Genomic DNA, 19,252 nt, shown 5'->3' on the forward strand with positions numbered 1-19,252 from the left:
CCGGCCCCCCGTTACGCGGACCCCGCCTTCAGGGCCGCCAGGCGCGCCTCCACCTCCGCGCCGGCGCCCAGGCTGTCCAGCTCCTCGAACTGCGCGTCCAGCGAGGAGGCGGCCAGCTCCTGCTTGCCCAGCGCCCGCGCCTCCTCGCGCCGCACCTTGTCCTCGAAGCGGCTCAGCTCGCTCGTCGGATCGAGCACGTCGATGTTCTTCACGGCGTCCATCATCTGGTTCTGCGCCTGCGCCGACTTGGCGCGCGCCACCAGCTCGTCCCGCTTGGCCTTCAGCTCGGAGAGCTTGGCCTTCATCTGGTCGAGCCCGGTCTTGAGCTTGTCGACCACCTCGGTCTGCGAGGCGATCGTCGGCTCGGCCGTCCTCGCCTCCTGCTCGGACTGGAGCTGCCGCCCGAGCGCCACCTTGGCCAGGTTGTCGAACTTGTCCGCCTCCGCCACCGACCCGGCCCCGCGCAGCTCGTCCCCCTTCCGGCTGGCCGCCAGCGCCTTGGAGCCCCACTCGGCCGCCGCCGCCACGTCCTCCGTGTGGTCCTGCTCCATCAGCCGCAGGTTGCCGATGGTGGCGGCGACCGCCTGTTCGGCCTCGGCGATGTTGCTGGTGTAGTCGCGGATCAGCTGGTCCAGCATCTTCTGCGGATCCTCCGCCTGGTCGAGCAGGGCGTTGATGTTGGCCTTGGCGAGCTGGGTGACGCGGCCGAGGATGGTCTGCTTGGTCATGGCACGGCTCCTTGGGTGTCGGGATCGCTGGTACGGGTGTGGTTCCGCCGGTCGTTCACCGGCTGCCGGGGGTCGTTCATCGGCTGCCGGGTCGTTCACGGGCTGCCGGGTCGTTCAGAAGCGCCCGTTAGAAGCGCCCGTTCAGAAACGCCGTTCAGAAGCGCTCGTTCAAAGAGCGTTTTGTCCTGATAGGGGAGCTTAGTTGCAGTTCAGGTGGCAGGCCGCTTCGGGCCGGCTGAGGCGGCAGCCGCTTGTTGTGGCAGATGGGGCGGGTGACAGCCTTCGAGGGCCCGTTTCGGTCCCTTCGCTCCTGTCTGATCCCAACACGCCCCCGGTCGCGCCTGTTTGCGCCCTGTGGTCGGACGGTAGCCATCGGTACTACGGAAACATGCCTCGCCGACAACGGCCGTACCCCAGTGACCTGTCCGATGCCCGTTGGGAACTGCTTGAGCCAACCCTGACAGCCTGGCGAGCAGAACGCAGAGGGAAGGGCCTGGACATCGGGCGGCCGCCCGAACACGACCTGCGCCGGATCATGGACGCCATCCTCTACGTCGACCGGACCGGGATCCCCTGGCGCTACCTCCCACACGACTTCGCCCCGTGGGAAACCGTCTACGGATACTTCGCCGCCTGGCAGAAGGACGGCGTCTTCGACCAGCTCAACGGACTCCTGCGACGGCTTGTCCGGAAGGCCGAGGGCCGAGACGCCGAGCCCAGCGCCTGCATCCTCGACGCCCAGAGCATCAAGACCTCTGCCAACGTGCCCTCGGCCGGCCAGGGCATCGACGCAGGCAAGAAGATCGCGGGCCGCAAACGCCACATCGGCGTCGACACCGCCGGGCTCCTCCTGGCCGTGCTGGTCACCGCCGCCAGCGTCTCCGACAACGCCGGCGGAATCCACCTGCTCTCGAACATCGCCGAAGGTCACCCCCGCGTCACGAAGGCGTGGGCCGACAGTGGCTACCGCACCAAGGCCATCGACCACGGCGCCCGCCTGGGCATCGACGTCGAAGTCACCCGCCGCGACCCCGCCCAGAAGGGCTTCAAGGTGATCCCGCGGCGCTGGGTCGTCGAGCGGACCTTCGGCTGGCTCATGCACCACCGCCGCCTCGCCCGCGACTACGAAACCCACCCCCACCGCTCCGAAGCCATGATCCAACTGGCGATGATCGACCTCATGAGCCGCAGACTCACCCGAGAATCGACCCCCAACTGGAAGAACTCATAGGCGTCAAGCCACGCCCACCCCCAGCCCGTCCGCACTATGAGCCTCGCCGAAAGATACCGGCGAGATCCTGACGACGTCCGTGTCGGCAGATTCAGACAGCAATCAAGGTCGGTAGTGCGTCAGGGCGACCGTAGGTGAGGATGCGCGTGAGTGCCTCTCGCATACGAGTAACGTCTTCATCCGGCGCCCGCAGGAGTGCCTCGACCACTGGATCGTCCAAGCACAGATCGTGCAGGTACGCGGGGTTGAAGGTGACGCGCAGGAGGTTGCCTTCCAGCTCCACGGTGCGCACGCATCCGTACGCGGTGTTCTGGTCGGGAGTGACGACGCAGTAAGAATCGCAGCCGTTGCGGATGTCCTGTTCGTCGGGTTCCCCGAAGCCACACTGGAACTCGAGCGCGAAACTTTCCTCGTCCTTCGACTCAGCAACTCCGGCAGTGGGAACGTAACTGTCCGGCGGACGCTTGTCCTGCCACCCATAGGCGATGTTCGCAATGAATCTGTAGACCACACACGTGTTCTACCAGACCCGTCGCGGCCGATGCAGGGTGCATTACCAAACACTCCCGGTAGGATAAAACGCTCGTTCAGAAGCGCCCGCCTCCGCCCCGCCGCCCCCGCGTGCCGCCTCCGCCGAAGCTCCCGGGCCCACCACCGAACCCGCCGCCCCGCCCGCCGCCTCCGAACCCGCCGCCGAGCCCGCCCCCGTAACCCCCGCCCATACCGCCCCGCCCGCCGCCGCCACCGAACAGCCCGCCGAGGATGATCCCGCCCAGCACCGCCCCACCCATCCCGCCGCCACCGCCACCCCCGCGCGGCCCGCCGAAGCCTCCCGGACCGCTGGAGCCCTGGAAGCCGCGTACGTCCTGCTCGGCGAGGCTCAGCGCCTGCCGGGCCAGCGCGTCCGCCTGCTGCGCCTCGGCCAAGGCGGCCTGCGGGTCGCCGTCGGCCAGCCGTCCCGCCTGCTCGTAGCGGCGCTGGGCCTCCGCGAGCCGTGTGCGGGCCTCGGCGCCGACCGCGCCCCGGCTGGTGGTGATGTAGTCGGCGGCCGCGGCGATCGCGGAGCGGGCGGTGAGCAGCGCCTGGTCCAGGAGCGAGCGGGCCCGCCGCCCGCCCTCCTCCCGCTCCCGCGCCCCGGCGAGCGCCTCGTCCAGCGCCGCGTCGGCCTCCTCCACCCGGCGCAGCGCGTCGACCGGGTCGTACGGGCCTGAGGCCGTCGCCTCCCGTACGTCGGTGAGTACGGCCTCCGCGCGGGCGATCCGGCCCCGGAGGTCGGCGGTGGAGGTGGCGGGCGCGGTGCCTTCGAGGAGGCCGCGCGCGTCGGCGAGGTCGGTCTCCGTCTCGGTGAGCGCGGCGGGCAGCTTCCCGGCCGCCTCGGCCAGCTCCGCCGCGCGCCGGTCCACCGCGTCGATCAGCGTGCCCGCCTGGCCGACCGCGCCTTCGGCGGCCCGGATGTAGACGGCGGCCCGTGCGTGGTCGGCGGTCCCGACCGCCTGGCGGGCCTGGTCCAGGGCCGAGGTGGCGAAGGCGAGCCGGTCCTTGGCCTGCTCGACGGCGCCCGCGACGGGCGCGGCGGCCCCGTCCCCGTACCGCTCCCGCATCTCCGCCACCGCCGCCTCGGCCCCCGACACGCGTCCGGTGAGCGTGGCGAAGGTGGTCTCCAACGTGGCCAGGGCCTCCGGAGCGTCGCGTTCCAGGGCGCGCAGCCGGTCGAAGTCCTCCGCCACCGCGTCGAGCCCTTCATCGGCGGCCGCGCACCGGCTGAGGATCTCCTCCAGCATCCGGCGCCGGGTGGCGTCGTCCTCGGGAAAGGCGTCGTCGAGCTGCTGGCGCAACCGGAAGGACCGGGTCAGGTCGTCCTTGGCCCGGGCGACCGCCTTGGTGAACGGTTTCGCCGCCTCCTCGCCGAACTGGGCGGTCGCGAAGCCGAGTTCCTCCTCGCTGGTACGGACCGCGTCATCGGTGTCCACCAGCACCTGCTTCGCCCGCGCGTCCAGCTCCTCCAGCGGCACCGGCGGCTCCGGCGCGCTGCCGGCCTCCGCCGGCCGCCCCCAGCCGGTGGCGGCCGGGGTGGTGCGGGTCGTGGAGCGCCGCTTGCGCCGGGTGAAGGCGAACACGGCGAGCGCCCCCGCGCCCCCGACGACGACCACCGGCAGCAGGAAGTCACCCGCACCGGAGGAGGGGCCGGAGGCGCCGGAGCCGGGGTCGGCCGGGCCGGGGGTGATGGCCGGGGCGGTCACCGGGCGCCCGTCCAGGACGGAGACGTACCCGTCCGCCGCCCCGATCGCCGCGCCCGCCCAGTCGTTCTCCCGCAGCGCGGGCTCGATCGCGGTGGACGCCACCGCGCGCAGCTGCTCGTCGGTGAGCTCGGAGTCCGCGTCCACGGAGTAGGCGTACTGCCGGTCGTGGGTGGCGACGGAGAGCAGCACATCGTCCTGGCCGAGCCCGTTGCGGTCGGCGGTCTCGTCGCTCCAGGTCTGTCCGGAGCGCCCGGAGAAGTCGCGTACGTACACCACGAAGAGCTGGATCCGCCGCTCCGCGTAGAGCCGGTCGAGCGCGTCCTCCACGGCGGCGTCCCGGTCCTGGAGCGCGCCGACCCGGTCGGTGATCTGGCCGTCCCGGGACAGCTCCACCGGGTCCTCCGCGCGCGCGTCCACGGTGCCGGGCCCGGCGAGCCAGCACACGGCGACGAGCACGGTGAGGAGCGCGGCGAGGAGCGCGGCGAGCGGGCCGCCGCGCAGAGCCCGGCCGGGTCCGGTGCCCCGGATACGGTCCACGGATGGCGTCACGTTCGTGAGGTTATGTCCGCCTTTCGGCGCCCGCGACCGGAGCTTCGGCGGCCCTCCCGCACGGGTCTGCGCTGTTCGGATGAAAGGCCACGGCGGCCCGCGCGTCCGGGCTCGGAAGCTCCGGCCTCCCTCTACGGCATGGGCAAATGTAGAGAAACCGCAACAAGACAGGCCCCACGTGGGTGACCCGGCCGCAGCCTGGAGATGTCAGATGACCGGCCTTCAGCTCTCCGTCGTCGTGCCGTGCTTCAACGAGGCCGAGGTGCTCGGTACCTTCCACACCGCGCTGCTCACCGTCCTCGAAGGGCTCTCCACACCGTTCGAGATCTGTTACGTGGACGACGGCAGCGGTGACACCACCCGCGAACTCCTCGCCGCGCTCGCCGTGCGCGACGAGCGTGTCCACTACACCGCCTTCAGCCGCAACTTCGGCAAGGAGGCCGCCATGCTCGCCGGTCTGCGCATGTCACAGGGCGCGGCGGTGGTCATCATGGATGCCGACCTCCAGCACCCGCCCGAGCTGATCCCGCGCATGCTCGAACTCCACCGCCACGGCTACGACCAGGTCATCCCGCGCCGCGACCGGACCGGCGAAGGCGTGGTGCGCTCCACGCTGAGCCACACCTACTACGCGCTGGTGCGGCGGTGCATGGACGTGGAGCTGATCGACGGATCCGGCGACTTCCGGCTGCTGTCGCGGCGGGCCGTGGACAGCGTCCTCTCGCTCCCGGAGAGCAACCGGTTCTCCAAAGGGATCTTCTCCTGGATCGGCTTCGACACGGTCGGCTTCCGCTACCGCAACAGCGAGCGCGTGGCCGGCCGGTCGAAGTGGGGGAGCCGGCGGCTGCTCAACTACGGGATCGACGGCCTCCTCTCCTTCAACAACGGGCCTCTCCGCCTCGCCATCTACACCGGCTTCTGGGTCTTCGTCTCGGCTCTGGCGTACGCGCTGTGGACGGTGGTCACCGTCGTCCTGCACGGCGCGGACACCCCGGGTTACGCGACCCTCCTCACCGCCGTCGTCGCGCTCAGCGGCATCCAGCTGGTCACGCTCGGAGTCATCGGCGAGTACGTGGGCCGGATCTACCACGAGGCCAAACACCGCCCGTCGTACGTGGTGCGCGAGACCGACGCGACCTGCCGGAGCCTGCCGGAGCGCCGCCTGCCGACCGGGCCGCTGGTCATCGGCGAGCCGGACGGGCCCGTCGTGAGCGGCGCCTCGCCCCGGACGCGTACGGCACGCCAGTTCGGCAGCTTCGTCCTCGTCGGCTGTGTGAACACCGCCGTCTACCTCGGCGTCTACGCGTCGCTGAACCGCTGGATCCCGTACCTCGTGGCCCATGTCCTCGGCTACGTGGTCAGCATCGTCTGCTCGTTCCTGCTCAACTCGTACGTCACCTGCCGGACGCGCCCGACCTGGCGGGCGTTCGTCCGCTATCCGGTCTCCAGCCTGGCCAATCTGGTGGCGTCCGGAGCACTGCTCTACGGCGCGGTCACTGCTCTCGGCATGGACAAGAACCTGGCGGCGCTGGCGGCCGGGGTCATCGTCACGCCGCTCTCGTTCCTGCTGGCGCGCTGGGCGATCATGTCGGGCCGCCGCACGGAGACGGCGGAGGTTCCCGAGACCGCCGTCCCGGACCGCGCGGAGCCACGACAGCCGCTGACCGCCCGCCCGATGGCGGACCGGACGCTCGCACCGAGGACGGGCGAGAAGCGATGACCGAAGGGACCCGCAACACGACGCCACCGAACGCCGACCCGAACCCCCGACCATCTCCATCTCCACCTCCACCCCACACCCGACCGGGAACCACCCTCTGGCTCACCGCCCTGGCCCTCCCGCCCCTCGCCCTGCTCGCCGCCGCCTCCTGGTTCGGCCGCTGGGTGCGGCCCGGCGCCGACGACTGGTGCTTCCTCCCCGCCGTACGGGACGACGGCATCACGGGCCTGGTTGGAAGGTTCTACTTCGACGACAACGGACGCGTGGCCAACGCGCTCCTGGTCGGCGCCTACGCGAAGTTCCAGGTGGCCGGGCACCAGTGGTACCCGGCGGTGAGCGGGGCCCTGATCCTCGCGGTCCTGTGGGTGGTCACCGTCCTCGCGCTGCGCCGGGGCGGCGTCACCGTGCCGCGCGGGCTGCCGCTGCTGGTCGCGGCGATGGCGGCCGCGCTCTTCCTGTTCGTCACGCCGAACACGTACAAGACGTTCTACTGGCCCGCCGCCTCCGTCTCCCACACCCTGCCCCCGGTCCTGGCCTGCGCCGCGCTGATCCCGCTGCTCCTCGCCCGTACGCGCCGGGGCAGGGGGGCCGCCCTCGCCGTCGCGCTGCTCGCGGGCGCCGTCATCGCCACCCTCTCGGAGGAGACGGCGATCGTGCTGGTGCTGGTGCTGCTGGCCACGCTGCTCCTGAGCGGCCGCCTCATCCCGTACCCCGCGAGGGCGTTCGTCCGCCGGTGGTGTGTGGCAGGTCTGGCCGGAACGCTGGCGGGCGGACTCGTGCTGATCACCTCACCCGGCTCGATGAACCGCCGTGAACGGTTCGGGGCGCAGACCACGTCCCTGCTCGCCCCCGACTCGCTCGCCGCCTCCCTGCGGCACTTCGCGGAGATCACCGTCCAGACGGTCACGACCTGGCAGTACGTCGGCGCGGTCGCGGTCGGCGTCCTGCTGGGCCTGCTCGGCGACCGCCGGGACGGCCGTACGCCCCGCCTTCCGGCCCACTGGCCGCTGCTCGCCTGGGCCGGCCTGCTGACCCTCCTGCTCGCCGGCTACCTGTGCACGGTGATCGCGTACCCGGTGTTCCAGGACCGGGTGAGCGACCCGAGCGCCAACCGGCTCTGGAACGACTACCTCCTGCTGTACGTGATCCTCCTCGTCGCGGCCGGGGCGCTGGTCGGCCTCGCGGTGCGGCAGCACGTACGCCGTACGGCACCGGTCAAGGCCGTGTGTGCCGCGCTCTGCGCGCTGGTCTGCTTCGGCCCCGCCGTCGCGCTGCTCAACCTGGACACCACCATGCGCGCGAGGGCGGAGAAGTGGGACGCGCAGGACCGGCGGCTGCGGCAGGGCGCGGCCGACGGCGAGCAGGTGATGCCGTACCGGCGGCTCGTCGTCAGCGGCATGCTGGAGCCGTTCAGCAAGGGGGGCGCCAGCTACTGGCCGGGCGGCTGCGTGGCGGACTTCTACGGCCTGGAGCGGGTGACGGACGGGACACGCAGCCCCTGATCCCTTATCTCTTGCGGGAGTTGAGCCGGGCCGCCTGCCGCGTCAGATGGTCGCGCTCGGCGGCGTTCTGCGCCTTGCGGGCGGCCTCCGCGTAGAGCTTCGCCGCCGTCTCCAGATCCCCGTCCCGCTCATGGAGGTACGCGGACACCGCCACGTACCGGGGCAGCGCACCGTCCACCTCCGCCAGCGCGGCGAGCCCGGCGCGCGGCCCGTCCGCCTCACCCACCGCCACCGCCCGGTTCAGCCGCACGACCGGGCTCTCCGTCAGCAGGCACAGCTCGTCGTACCACTCCACGATCTGCACCCAGTCGGTCTCGGCGGCGGTCGGCGCGTCGGCGTGGAGCGCGGCGATCGCGGCCTGGGCCTGGTACTCGCCGAGCCGGTCCCGGGCCAGCGCCGCCTGGAGGATCTCCACGCCTTCGGCGATCGCCGCCGTGTCCCACCGCCCCCGGTCCTGCTCGGCGAGCGGCACCAGGCTGCCGTCGGGCGCGGTACAGGCGGCGCGCCGGGCGTGGTGGAGCAGCATGAGGGCGAGGAGCCCCGCCACCTCGGGGTGGTCGATCGCGGCCGCGAGCTGCCGGGTGAGCCGGATGGCCTCGGCGGCGAGGTCCAGGTCGCCGGAGTAGCCTTCGTTGAAGACCAGGTAGAGGACGCGCAGCACGGTGGCGACATCGCCGGGCCGGTCGAACCGTACGTCGGAGACCGTGCGCTTGGCCCGGCTGATCCGCTGCGCCATCGTCGCCTCGGGCACCAGATACGCCTGCGCGATCTGCCGCGTGGTGAGCCCGCCGACGGCCCGCAGCGTGAGCGCGACGGCGGACAACGGTGTGAGCGACGGATGGGCGCAGAGGAAGTAGAGCTGGAGCGTGTCGTCCGTGCCGGAGGCGGGCCCGGGTACCGGCTCCTCCTCCACCGCGTCCTCGCGCCGCCGCCGCGCGGACTCGGCCCGCGTCGCGTCCAGGAACCGCCGCCAGGCGACGGTGACCAGCCACGCCTTCGGATCGCGCGGCGGATCGCCGGGCCAGACCCGCACCGCCTCGATCAGCGCCTCCTGGACGGCGTCCTCGGCCGCCGCGAAATCGGCTCCGCGGCGGACGAGGACCCCGAGCACGCCCGGAATGAGGGACCGGAGCAGCAACTCGTCCATGGGCATCGGCATCGGTGAGGTCACTCCGCGATGGTCGGCGGCGCGGTCAGGAACGGCCGCAGCTCCAGCCACTCGTGGATCGGCTTGCCGCCCGCGCCCGGGGCGGCCGACAGCTCACCGGCCAGCTCGACGGCACGCTCGTACGAGTCGACGTCGATGATCATCCATCCGGCGATCAGGTCCTTGGTCTCGGCGAACGGCCCGTCGGTGACCGGCGGCCGCCCCTCCCCGTCGTACCGGACCCACGCCCCCTCGGGCGCGAGCGCCTGCCCGTCGACGAACTCGCCGTTCTTCTCCAGCCGGGCGGCGAAGTCGTTCATGTACTGGATGTGCGCCGTGACCTCCTCCGGCGCCCACCGGTCCATGGGCACGTCGTTGACGGCCTCCGGAGCACCTCGGTAGTGCTTGAGCAGCAGGTACTTGGCCATGGGGTTCGCCTCTGTGGGCGCGGCCGATGGGGGCCGCTTCGTGGTCGCCTTGCGGCTGCTTCCACCACGGGGACGGAGCCGGGAGCGGGTTCTCGACATGGTCCCCGAATTACTTCGCGGACTCCTTCACCAGCCCAGGAGTGTCGGGCGGCTCCGGGAGATCCAGGCGAAGCCGACAGCGAAGATCCTCCGCCCCGGTGTCAAGGAGACGCACACCACAGCAGAAATCGGAACCTCGGATTCGATCACGCCCTCCTCCTGGGAGGATCGGCCCTCCCTTTCCCGTATCTTCACGTATGCATCACATAAGTGATGGAAGTGTGTTGGTGAAGTCGAGGGGGCATCACGTTGCATATATCTGCACCCGAGAAGCGTGCGCGGATGAGATCCGGGGGGAGTCTCCGCTATCTGGCGGGGAGTCTGGTCCTGGCTCTGTCCGTCACGCTGCTCGATGGAAGTACGGTGGCCGCCGGCCAGGGCCAGGAGCCTGGCGCGCCGGAGAAGGCGGCTGCTGTCACGCAGGCCGCGGACGTCCGGTCGGCCCGGGTGGCTGCCCGGTTGTCGGGCAAGCGGGTGGAGGCGTTGTCGGAGCGTACGGAGACCTCCACGACGTGGGCGAACAAGGACGGTTCGCTGACCACGGAGTTGACGGCGGGTCCGGTCCGTTTCGCGGACGAGGCGTCCGGTGAGTGGCGGGACATCGATCTGGACCTGGTCGCTCAGAAGGACGGCTCTGTGGAGCCGAAGGCGCACCCGGAAGGGCTGAAGCTCTCCGGCCGTACCAGCGCCCCGCCCGCCTCGCTCAAGGCGGCGCAGGCGTCCAAGGCCGGTGACCTGGTCACCCTGGGCGAGGGCGACGAGCAGATCACGCTCCAGTGGAAGGGCGGCCTGCCCGCCCCGAAGCTGGACGGCGCCCGCGCTGAGTACGTCAACGCCGTGCCCGGTGCGGACGTGGTCGTGGAGGCGACCCGTACCGGTTTCGAGCAGTACGTCGAAATCAAGCAGCGCCCGAGCACAGGCGCCTACACCTACACCCTGCCGCTGAAGGCGAAGGGCCTGGACGTCGAGCAGCAGGCCGACGGCAGCGTCCTGTTCACCGACGAGAAGAACAAGAAGACCGCCGTCATGCCGGCCCCGGTGATGTGGGACGCCACCGTGGACGAGGTCTCCGGCGAGCACACCCGCCGCGTGCCGGTCGCCATGAAGGTGGTGCGGAACGACGACGGCGTCGACCTGATCGTCACCCCCGACGCGAAGTTCCTCGCGGACCCGGCCACGAAGTACCCGGTCACCGTCGACCCTTCTACTTCGGCGCTCTCCAACGTCTTCGACACCTACGTCCAGCAGGGCGAGACCCGCGACTGGTCCACCGACGTCGAACTCGACCTCGGCAACCCGGGCACCACGAACGCCAACGGCACGCCTCGTACAGCGCGTTCGTTCATCTCGTGGAACACCGCGCCGATCGCGGACGCCCTGGTGACCGACGCCAAGCTGTCCCTGTGGAACTTCCACTCCGCCAACACCGACTGCAAGCCGCAGTCCTGGGAGGTCTGGTCGACCGCGGCCGCCTCCACCTCCTCGCGCTGGACCGCCCAGCCGGCCTGGACGGCGAAGAAGGCCACCTCCACCGAGACCCGGGGCAACACCGCTTGCACCTCCGCACCGGACGGGTGGATCAACGCGAATGTGACGGCTCTGGCTCAGGAGTGGGCCTCCGCCAAGGCGGCCCGGTCGCACATGGGGCTGCGGGCCACGAGCGAGACCGCGGTGGCGCAGTGGAAGCGGGTCAACTCCGCCAACGCCGCGAAGAACCCGCCCAAGCTCACGGTGACCTACAACCACCGGCCGCAGACCGGCACGAAGCAGGAGGCGGGTCCGCCGTTCTTCTCCTACGGCGGGGCGTACATGGTCAACACGGTGCGCCCCAGCCTGCGGGACACCTTCGTGGACCCCAACGGTGACAAGATCCAGGGCGCGTACCAGATCTTCGACAACGCCACCAACACCCAGGTCGGCGAGGTCCTGCGCTCCGGGTTCGTGCCGTCGGGGCAGCCCGCCCCGGTGACCGTCCCGGCGGGGGTGCTGGCCAACGGGAAGACGTACAAGTTCCGTAGCAGCCCCTATGACGGCACGCACTACAACCTGGGCTGGTCGGAGTGGAAGACCTTTACGGTCGACACCACCGCCCCCTCCGCCCCGACGAAGGTCGTCTCGACCGACTACCCGACCGGCCAGTGGGTCAAGGGCGCAGGCAAGGCCGGCACCTTCACCGTCACCCCGAACGCCACCGACCACAACTGGCTGGAGTGGACCCTGGACGAGGTGACGTGGACGAAGGTCCCCACCGGTGGCTCCACCGTCGCCAGAGCGATCAGTGTGACCCCGCCGAAGGACGGCACCCACACCCTCCAGGTCCGTTCCGTCGACAAGGCGGACAACAAGTCCGAGGCCATCGAGTACACCTTCCACGCCGGCCCGGGTGGCATCGCGCAGCCCGAGTCGGGGGAGCGCACCGCGCGTCGGCTTCCGCTGGTCGCCGAGGCCGACGCCGCCAAGTACACCGCGGCGTCCTTCTCGTGGCGCCGTTCGGACGCCGATCCCTGGGTGAGAATGCCGCTCAAGGACGTCTTCTCCCAGGGCAGCGCGATCACCGCGTGGCCGGTTCCGCTCGTCAGCGGCAAGAACGCACCGCTGGTCTGGAACGCGACCGACACGGTAGACCCGGACGGCTCCGTGCAGATCAAGGCCGACTTCACCGGCCCCAACAACGCGGCCGGCACCACCGACCCCGTCACCGTCACCGTGGACCGGAACGCCTCCGGCGCGGCGACCGAGGAGATCGGGCCGGGGTCGGTCAACCTGCTCACCGGCGACTACAGCCTGTCCGCCACCGATGCCTCGTTCTTCGGCATGACCGTGACGCGCAGCGCCTCTTCCCGGGACCCGGACGGAGGCGCGAAGCTCGAAGGACAGGCTCCGATCTTCGGAAAGGAGTGGGTGACGGGCACCACCGCCGAACTGTCCGAGTCCGTCTTCGGCCACATCCGCAGGGTTTCCGACACCGCGCTGGACGTCGTTCTGGCGGATGGCAAGGCGATCGCCTTCACCAGTAACGCGGCGAGGACGGGATGGCTTCCCGAGCCCGGCTCGCAGCACCTCACCCTCACCGGTCGTTTCGACGGCTCCTTCACCCTGTCCGACACCGAGGGCACGGTCACCACGTTCACCAAGGCCGCCCCGACCGCGTCGACCTGGCAGGTGTCCAGCTCCCTTCTGAAGGGGCTGACGCACACCACGACCACCGTGGTGTCCGAGTCCGTGACCGTGAACGGCAAGCAACTCGCCCGGCCCAAGAGGATCATCGCTCCCACCTCCGCCGTCACAGCGGCCGTCTGCGAGGCGACTCCTTCCACCAAGGGCTGCCGCGTCCTGGAATTCGTCTACGCGACCACGACCACCGCGACCGGCACGCAGACCGACGAGCAGTTCGGTGACTTCGTGGGCCAGGTCCGCGAACTGCGCCTGTGGGCAACCGCTCCGGGCGCCGCTTCCGGAACCGCGACAGCCGTGACGGCGTACCGCTACGACACCAACGGAAGTCTCCGCCAGGTCTGGGACCCCCGGCTCAGCAAGGCCGGGCTGAACCAGTACGCCTACTGGGCCGGCCGAGTGACCTGGGCACAGCCCGCGGGAACGCTGCCCTTCACCTTCACCTACGGCAACGCGGGCTCCGGCTCGCTGCCCGGCGACGGAATGCTCCTCAAGGTGTCCCGGCCGACCCTCGTCCCGGGCACCGTCGATCAGCAGCAGGGAACGGCGTCCACGTCGGTCGTCTACGGCGTTCCGCTCACCGGGGCGAGCGCTCCGTACGGCATGGGCTCCGCGGACATCAAGAAATGGGGGCAGAGCGCGCTCCCCGTGGACGCCACCGCCGTCTTCCCGTCCGACGCCGTACCCGCCTCCCATTCCGGCGGGAACCTCGCCGCGTCGGGGTACAAGCGTGCCACGGTGCACTACATGGACGCTTCCGGACAGTCGGTGAACGTCGCCGAGCCCGGCGGGCACATCTCCACCACCGACTACGACCGGTTCGGGAACACCGTCCGCGAACTGACCCCCGCGAACCGGACGCTCGCCCTGGGCACCACAGCCGCCGAGCGGGCCACTCTGACGGATCTCGGCGTCGACTCGCGGTCCTCGGCCGAGCGGGCGCACCTGCTGTCGACCAGCTGGGTGTACGACCCGACCGGCATGCGGGAGACGGAGACGTTCGGGCCTCTGCACCGTATCGATCTGACCAAGGACCTCAAGGACGGCAACACCGTTCTGATCCCGGCGAACAGTTCGGTCCCCGCCCGCCTCTGGACGGTGACGGAGTACGACGAGGGCAGGCCCACCGACGGGAGTGCCGCCGTCAGCAATCAGGTCACCCTCACGATCAGAGGGGTCCGCGTCCGTGACCACTACTCGGTCATGGGCGAGAAGCGGCTCAACGCCACCCAGTACGACTGGGCGAAGGGCATCCCCACCCGGACTGTCCAGGACCCGGGCGGCCTCGGCCTGGTGAGCAGTGCCCAGTACAACGCCTCAGGCCAGGTCACGGGAATCCAGCCCCCCGGCGGCACGGGTGCGGACGCGGTCTCCAAGGTCGTCGAGTACTGGTCGGCCACCGGCACCGGTTGGTGCAAGGGGCGCCCCGAGTGGGCCGACCAACTGTGCTGGACCGGCCCGGCAGGAGACGTCGTCGGCGGCGGCAGCAACCCCGCCAAGCTCGAGAACTCCACGATGGAGTACGGCCTCTACGGTCAGCAGGCCAAGCTCATCGACACGGCCAACGGGGTGACCCGCACGCTCTCGCTGGAGTTCGACGTGGCAGGGCGCCAGACCACCGCGACGATGAGCGGCGGCCTCGGCGAGTCCGTGCCGACGAGCACCATGACCTACGACCCCGCGAGCGGAGAGCCGGTCACCATCACTTCCCCCACGGGGGGAACCATCACCAAGCAGTACGACAAGCTGGGCCGGCTGATCTCCTACACCGATGCGGACGGCGGTATCACCAGAACGGCCTACGACGGGCTGGACCGTCCCCTGACCGTCACCGACACGGCCCCGTCGACGCGCACGTACACGTACGACACGGCGGTCGAGCCACGCGGTCTGGCCACCAAGGTCGTCGACTCCGTCGCCGGCACGTTCGCGGCCACGTACAACGCCGAGGGGTCGATCGAAACCGAGCAACTGCCGGGCGGATACACACTTCGCCGGACGGAGAACACCCTCGGCACAGCGGTCAGCCAGACCTACACCCGTACCAGCGATGACGTCACCGTCTACTCCGACGCGGTGGCCCACACCGCCCATGGGAAGGTCAGCAACCGCGTCGGCGGGAGCAGCAGCCGCGACTACACCTACGACGGTGTCGGCCGGCTGACGGCGGCGGAGGAGACGACCGACTCGGTCTGCACCCGTCGCGCGTACTCCCTCGACAAGCGCAGCAACCGCACCAAGCTCGCCACCACGGTCGGCGAGCCCGGCCCCGGGTGTGCGACGGCCGGAGAAACCACTACCACCACCCACGCCTACGACAGCGCCGACCGCCTCATCGACCCCGGCCACACCTACGACGCGTACGGCCGTACCACGGCCCTGCCCGGAGCCAAGATCGACTACTACGTCAATGATCTTGTCCGGCGGCAGACCGCCGGCACCGAGCGCCAGACCTGGCAGCTCGACTCGGCCTTCCGCTTCCGTGGCTGGACCACCGAGACCGAGAGCGGTGGCACCTGGACCCGGACCGGCTCCAAGCTCAACCACTACGGAGGCGACGGTGACAGCCCCAGCTGGATCGTGGAGAACGGCACGGGAGCCATCTCACGCAACGTCAGTTCGCTGAACGGAGCTCTGGCCGCGGTCACCGACCAGACCGGCGCGACCGTGCTCATGCTCACCAATCTCCATGGTGACGTCCGTGTCCAGCTTCCCCTGAACACCTCCGAAAGCCCTGTCGTGCTCGACTCCGACGAGTACGGCAACCCCCAGGGTTCCTCACCGGCCGGCCGCTACGGATGGCTGGGTGGGTTCCAGCGCTCCGCCGAGACCCCGACCGGAACCATGCTCATGGGTGTACGCCTCTACTCCCCGTCCACCGGCCGCTTCCTGAGCGTCGACCCCATCCCCGGAGGGAGTTGCAGCGCCTACGACTACGTGTGCGCCGACCCCGTCAACTTCTTCGACAACGGGGGGACGGCCAAGTCCTCGTGCAAGACCGTCTCCAAGAAGTACCGCGTATACGAAAAGGCCGTGAAGATCCAACTGGGCACGACTTCCCTGCAGGCCGAGTTCTGCCTGGACAAGAAGGGGAACATCAAAAGCTCCCGGGCATGGTCCAGCGACGATGAGAGTGGGCTCGCATCGAAACTCGGTTGGTCGATCCAGTTCCATGGCCCGTCCCGCAACAAGAGAACGGCCACCTACCACGAGTGGGGCGCCAGCGGTATGGCCCAGGTCTGCGCGTTCAAGGTTCTCCCGATCTGCGGCTACGAGGAACGCTTCGCCGTCACTGTCTCGTACCACCGGAACAAGCAGGGGCCAGGACTGTCCGGCCACAAGCGCTACACCACCAAGTTCCGCGCCTACTGCACCAACAAGCACTGCAAACTGCGCTTCTCCTAGAGAGGCCGGGCACCTCCCCATCTCATGAACCGAAAGGAGAGACCGGATGCCAGGAAGACGCTGGTGGCTGCTCATCGTCCTGATCGAGACGCTCACCTTCGCCACCATCGGCTACCACCTCGATGGCGGTAGACCGAGCATCCCTTGGACACTCGCGGGCCTGGCCTGCGGTGTGCTCACGGTCGTCGTGATCATCACGGCCCAGAAGAACCAGAAGTAGGAGAGAAACCATGGTGCGGCCACCCTGACTCGCAGGGTGGCCGCACTTTTGCGGTAGGCGGCACCTTCGCGCCTGACCCCCGGTCCGGAGCAGGCCCCGCCACCCACCACCGCTGTCCGGGTCCTCAGTATCCGTAGATCATCTTGTACGCGACCTCCGGCAGGAACTGCCCGGCCGCCGACCCGCCGCCGACTCCGCAGTTGCCGTCCGACTCGCCGGGCGTCTTCAGCCACAGCAGCATCTCGGCGCCGCCGCCGGTCTGGCTCGGTGTGCCGATCCGGCGCCCGCCGGGGTTGCACCACTGGCCGTTGGAGCCGTTGCCGTTGCGGCTGGTGTCGACGACGTACGGCTTCGTGTAGCCGTACGAGGACGAGAGCGCCGAGCTGATGGCGTTGCCGTACGCGGTGTTCTCGCCGGTGGTGAAGTAGTTCGAGATGTTCAGCGAGAAACCGTGCGCCTCGCGGGCACCGGCGCCGTCCAGGTGCTGGGCCATGGTGGCCGCGCCGATCCAGGCCGGGTTTCCGGCGTCGAGGTAGGTCCAGGTGTTGGGCGCGCGGTTACGGAACTCGGTCAGGGCGCCCCGGAGCATCCCGTTGCGCTCGGCGATCTGCGCCTGGCTCAGGCAGCTGAAGTCGCCGAGCGAGTCCGGCTCGATCACCACCAGCGCGGGCCGCGTGCCGATGGCCGAGGCGAAGGCGGAGATCCAGGAGCGGTACGCGGCCGGGGTCCCGGCGCCACCGCCGGAGTGGCCGCCGCAGGCGTCGCGGCCCGGGATGTTGTACGCGATGAGCACGGGCAGCTTGTCGGCGGCATCGGCGGCTCCGACGTACGAGCCGACGGCGGCCCCGATGTCCCCGCTCCAGGCGCCGAACCAGCGGGCCATGGGGCGAGATGCGATGTTGTCCCGGATGGCGGCGGCGCGGCCGTCAGCGGGGTTGGCGGCGGCCCAGGCGGCGGGGCCGGAGTGCGGGTCGGTGTAGAAACCGCTGGTCATGCTGATCGGGCTCGCCTGGACCGAGGTGGTCGTGGCGTTGCTCTGCGCCGCTCCGAACGGGAGGAGCAGACAGGCGAACGCCGAGGCGGCGAGCGTACGAAGAAGTCGTCTCACGAGTGCGGCCCTTCTCTGGGAGCGCTCCCATTCGACGGCGGCCGGGCGGTGGGGGAGGGAGGCGCGGGGTGGGGTGAGGTGGGGGAGTGCGCGCGGTGGACCCGTGGGGCCGGGGTCCGGGAACTGCCGCCGTCAGACGAGACGGTGGCAGCGGGACGGTCGGCTGTCAATGAGTTGAGCGCATGACGACTCCGGCCAAGGGCCCCTAATTCGGCCGTGGTTGCCGTGTCGCGCGCCTGTTCGCGCGGATGCGGACCACCGATGTGGTGGTGTACGGCACGGTGAGGGTGGAGGCGGGGGCGGCAGAACAGCGCCCCACCGTGCTCGGCGCGGTGGGGCGAGTGGTGGTGCTCGGGCCGTTCAAACGGCCCTGAAACCCCCGGCCTTGACGCCCGAGACGAAGGACGAGAACGCGGTGGCGGTGACGTTGAGCGTCGGGCCGGTCGGGTTCTTGGAGTCGCGTACGGGAACGGTGCCGGTGGTGGACGCGGTGTGCGGAGCCCACTCGACGCAGGAGCCGCCGTTGCCGCTGTAAGAGGACTTGACCCAGTGCCGGGCCGGAGGTTCGGTCGCCATGAGGGTTACAGCTCCTCGGACTTGAGACCTGTCACGAAGGTGGAGAACGCGGCGGCGCTGACGTTGAGCGTCGGGCCGGTCGGGTTCTTGGAGTCGCGTACGGGAACGGTGCCGGTGGTGGTCGCGGTGTGCGGAGCCCACTCGACGCAGGTGCCGCCATTGTCGCTGTAGGAGGACTTGACCCACTGCTGGGCGGAGGATGCGGTTGTCACGAGATGCCCTTTCGATGCTGGCGGACCACGTCAACGGTCTCTGTCGGCGACAGCGACATGGACTGTCCTTGATGGTAGGCCCTCACCAGCGGCAGTACAGAGGCGATTTCACGGTCGAGATAGCCCTGCGTCTCCGACTCGACGTACGAGACCAAGGACCGGTCGTCCAGCGTCAGCAGATTCACCGCCCGATTGAAGGGTCGGCGCTCACCGACGCTGTACGGCACGAGCTGGATCGTGGTGTCCGGCTGCCCGGAGAGGTCGATCAGATGCTGCAACTGCGCCGCCATGACCTCAGGTCCACCGATCGGCCGGTGGATGCAGCTCTCGTCCAGCACCGCCATGAGCACGGGCGGCATGAGCCGTACTAAGGACTCCTGACGCTTCATGAGGAGCGCGACGCGTTCCTCGGCCGCCTGGGGCGTGATGATTCCACGGGTGACGGCTCCGCTGGCCAACGCCTGCGCGTACTCACGCGTCTGGAGCAGGCCAGGAATCACGCCGACCTCGAAGATGCGGATCTCCGCCGCCGCGCCCTCCAGGACCACGTACTCCGGGAAGCCCTGCAACAGCACACCGTGCTTGATCTTCCGGCATTCGCGCTCGAACGAATCAGCGGTTCCGGCGAACCCCAATGCACCGTCAACGGCGATCGAAAAGCTGAGAGTTGGAGATTTGCTGCAGGTTTCCACCCCGGAGATGTGGCGCCCGGAGTATCCGCACCGCCTGCCGAGATCGTCCTGCCGCCAGCCCCGGGCCTCACGTGCCTCGCGCAGGCGCACGCCGTAGGCCGCCTCCGGGCTGTCGAGCGCATTGAGCTTCTTGCGGTTGGCCAACGTACCCCCCAGATCCGAAACGTTGATGTCTGTCTCGACGGTAGGCCACGCTGAGCCGCCCCGGTAGCCATTCAGTC

Annotated in this window: 15 protein-coding genes; 6 read left to right on the forward strand and 9 right to left on the reverse strand. The window is 70.0% G+C overall.

Annotated features, from left to right (window positions below; translation table 11 throughout):
* Positions 1-11: 11 nt before the first annotated feature.
* Positions 12-728, reverse strand: a complete 717-nt coding sequence (locus tag ACQP09_RS23690; protein WP_433402785.1) for a PspA/IM30 family protein — start codon at positions 726-728, stop codon at positions 12-14.
* 388 nt (positions 729-1,116) lie between these two features.
* Here ACQP09_RS23690 and ACQP09_RS23695 point away from each other — a divergent pair, with 388 nt between their 5' ends.
* Positions 1,117-1,959 carry an IS5 family transposase gene (locus ACQP09_RS23695; protein ID WP_433398764.1) on the forward strand — a complete coding sequence of 281 codons (843 nt, stop codon included), beginning with the start codon at positions 1,117-1,119 and terminating at the stop codon, positions 1,957-1,959.
* Between the two features lie 91 nt (positions 1,960-2,050).
* Here the strand turns inward: ACQP09_RS23695 and ACQP09_RS23700 are convergent, their stop codons facing one another.
* Positions 2,051-2,470 carry an Imm10 family immunity protein gene (locus tag ACQP09_RS23700; RefSeq protein ID WP_433398767.1) on the reverse strand — a complete coding sequence of 140 codons (420 nt, stop codon included), beginning with the start codon at positions 2,468-2,470 and terminating at the stop codon, positions 2,051-2,053.
* A 76-nt stretch (positions 2,471-2,546) separates the two neighbouring features.
* A complete protein-coding gene (locus tag ACQP09_RS23705) occupies positions 2,547-4,736 on the reverse strand; it encodes a TPM domain-containing protein (protein ID WP_433406740.1) in 2,190 nt (729 codons plus the stop codon).
* 223 nt (positions 4,737-4,959) lie between these two features.
* Between ACQP09_RS23705 and ACQP09_RS23710 the strand changes: the two genes are divergently transcribed.
* Both ACQP09_RS23710 and ACQP09_RS23715 read left to right on the forward strand, forming a co-directional pair.
* Positions 4,960-6,468: a glycosyltransferase gene (locus ACQP09_RS23710; RefSeq protein ID WP_433402788.1), complete on the forward strand. Its 1,509-nt coding sequence runs from the start codon at positions 4,960-4,962 to the stop codon at positions 6,466-6,468.
* Positions 6,465-7,970, forward strand: a complete 1,506-nt coding sequence (locus tag ACQP09_RS23715) for a DUF6056 family protein (RefSeq protein WP_433402790.1) — start codon at positions 6,465-6,467, stop codon at positions 7,968-7,970. Before ACQP09_RS23710 ends, ACQP09_RS23715 begins: the two co-directional genes overlap by 4 nt.
* A gap of 4 nt (positions 7,971-7,974) precedes the next feature.
* Here ACQP09_RS23715 and ACQP09_RS23720 read toward each other — a convergent pair whose 3' ends face one another.
* Both ACQP09_RS23720 and ACQP09_RS23725 read right to left on the reverse strand, forming a co-directional pair.
* Positions 7,975-9,117, reverse strand: coding sequence for an RNA polymerase sigma factor (locus ACQP09_RS23720; protein WP_433406741.1), 1,143 nt, complete (start codon positions 9,115-9,117; stop codon positions 7,975-7,977).
* Positions 9,118-9,137: 20 nt separating this feature from the next.
* The gene (locus tag ACQP09_RS23725) at positions 9,138-9,545 is read right to left on the reverse strand and encodes a YciI family protein (RefSeq protein ID WP_404060260.1); all 408 of its coding nucleotides are present in this window, start codon (positions 9,543-9,545) and stop codon (positions 9,138-9,140) included.
* Positions 9,546-9,926: 381 nt separating this feature from the next.
* Here ACQP09_RS23725 and ACQP09_RS23730 point away from each other — a divergent pair, with 381 nt between their 5' ends.
* A complete protein-coding gene (locus ACQP09_RS23730) occupies positions 9,927-16,223 on the forward strand; it encodes a DNRLRE domain-containing protein (RefSeq protein WP_433402793.1) in 6,297 nt (2,098 codons plus the stop codon).
* 46 nt (positions 16,224-16,269) lie between these two features.
* Positions 16,270-16,443: a hypothetical protein gene (locus ACQP09_RS23735; RefSeq protein WP_433402795.1), complete on the forward strand. Its 174-nt coding sequence runs from the start codon at positions 16,270-16,272 to the stop codon at positions 16,441-16,443.
* Positions 16,444-16,567: 124 nt separating this feature from the next.
* Here ACQP09_RS23735 and ACQP09_RS23740 read toward each other — a convergent pair whose 3' ends face one another.
* Complete coding sequence (locus ACQP09_RS23740; RefSeq protein ID WP_433402797.1) at positions 16,568-17,551, reverse strand: glycoside hydrolase family 6 protein; 984 nt, start codon at positions 17,549-17,551, stop codon at positions 16,568-16,570.
* A 248-nt stretch (positions 17,552-17,799) separates the two neighbouring features.
* Here ACQP09_RS23740 and ACQP09_RS23745 point away from each other — a divergent pair, with 248 nt between their 5' ends.
* Positions 17,800-17,925: a hypothetical protein gene (locus ACQP09_RS23745; protein WP_433402800.1), complete on the forward strand. Its 126-nt coding sequence runs from the start codon at positions 17,800-17,802 to the stop codon at positions 17,923-17,925.
* Here the strand turns inward: ACQP09_RS23745 and ACQP09_RS23750 are convergent.
* Genes ACQP09_RS23750 through ACQP09_RS23760 form a run of 3 tightly spaced genes read right to left on the reverse strand, consistent with a single transcriptional unit; the run spans position 17,912 to position 19,175 of the window.
* Positions 17,912-18,127: a DUF397 domain-containing protein gene (locus ACQP09_RS23750; protein WP_433402802.1), complete on the reverse strand. Its 216-nt coding sequence runs from the start codon at positions 18,125-18,127 to the stop codon at positions 17,912-17,914. The two genes, ACQP09_RS23745 and ACQP09_RS23750, sit on opposite strands and share 14 nt — an antisense overlap.
* Positions 18,128-18,132: 5 nt before the next feature.
* The gene (locus ACQP09_RS23755; RefSeq protein WP_433402805.1) at positions 18,133-18,339 is read right to left on the reverse strand and encodes a DUF397 domain-containing protein; all 207 of its coding nucleotides are present in this window, start codon (positions 18,337-18,339) and stop codon (positions 18,133-18,135) included.
* A complete protein-coding gene (locus tag ACQP09_RS23760) occupies positions 18,336-19,175 on the reverse strand; it encodes a helix-turn-helix domain-containing protein (RefSeq protein WP_433402807.1) in 840 nt (279 codons plus the stop codon). Before ACQP09_RS23760 ends, ACQP09_RS23755 begins: the two co-directional genes overlap by 4 nt.
* Between the last annotated feature and the right edge of the window lie 77 nt (positions 19,176-19,252).

It is taken from the genome of Streptomyces sp. CA-146814, from assembly GCF_050942385.1.
In the GTDB taxonomy this organism is placed as follows: domain Bacteria; phylum Actinomycetota; class Actinomycetes; order Streptomycetales; family Streptomycetaceae; genus Streptomyces.

Coding starts and splice junctions, on each gene's coding strand:
- ACQP09_RS23730 (WP_433402793.1), top strand. CDS start 9,927: ATGAGATCCGGGGGGAGTCTCCGCTATCTGGCGGGGAGTCTGGTCCTG.
- ACQP09_RS23695 (WP_433398764.1), top strand. CDS start 1,117: ATGCCTCGCCGACAACGGCCGTACCCCAGTGACCTGTCCGATGCCCGT.
- ACQP09_RS23735 (WP_433402795.1), top strand. CDS start 16,270: ATGCCAGGAAGACGCTGGTGGCTGCTCATCGTCCTGATCGAGACGCTC.
- ACQP09_RS23750 (WP_433402802.1), bottom strand. CDS start 18,127: ATGGCGACCGAACCTCCGGCCCGGCACTGGGTCAAGTCCTCTTACAGC.
- ACQP09_RS23720 (WP_433406741.1), bottom strand. CDS start 9,117: ATGGACGAGTTGCTGCTCCGGTCCCTCATTCCGGGCGTGCTCGGGGTC.
- ACQP09_RS23690 (WP_433402785.1), bottom strand. CDS start 728: ATGACCAAGCAGACCATCCTCGGCCGCGTCACCCAGCTCGCCAAGGCC.
- ACQP09_RS23710 (WP_433402788.1), top strand. CDS start 4,960: ATGACCGGCCTTCAGCTCTCCGTCGTCGTGCCGTGCTTCAACGAGGCC.
- ACQP09_RS23715 (WP_433402790.1), top strand. CDS start 6,465: ATGACCGAAGGGACCCGCAACACGACGCCACCGAACGCCGACCCGAAC.
- ACQP09_RS23745 (WP_433402800.1), top strand. CDS start 17,800: ATGCGGACCACCGATGTGGTGGTGTACGGCACGGTGAGGGTGGAGGCG.
- ACQP09_RS23725 (WP_404060260.1), bottom strand. CDS start 9,545: ATGGCCAAGTACCTGCTGCTCAAGCACTACCGAGGTGCTCCGGAGGCC.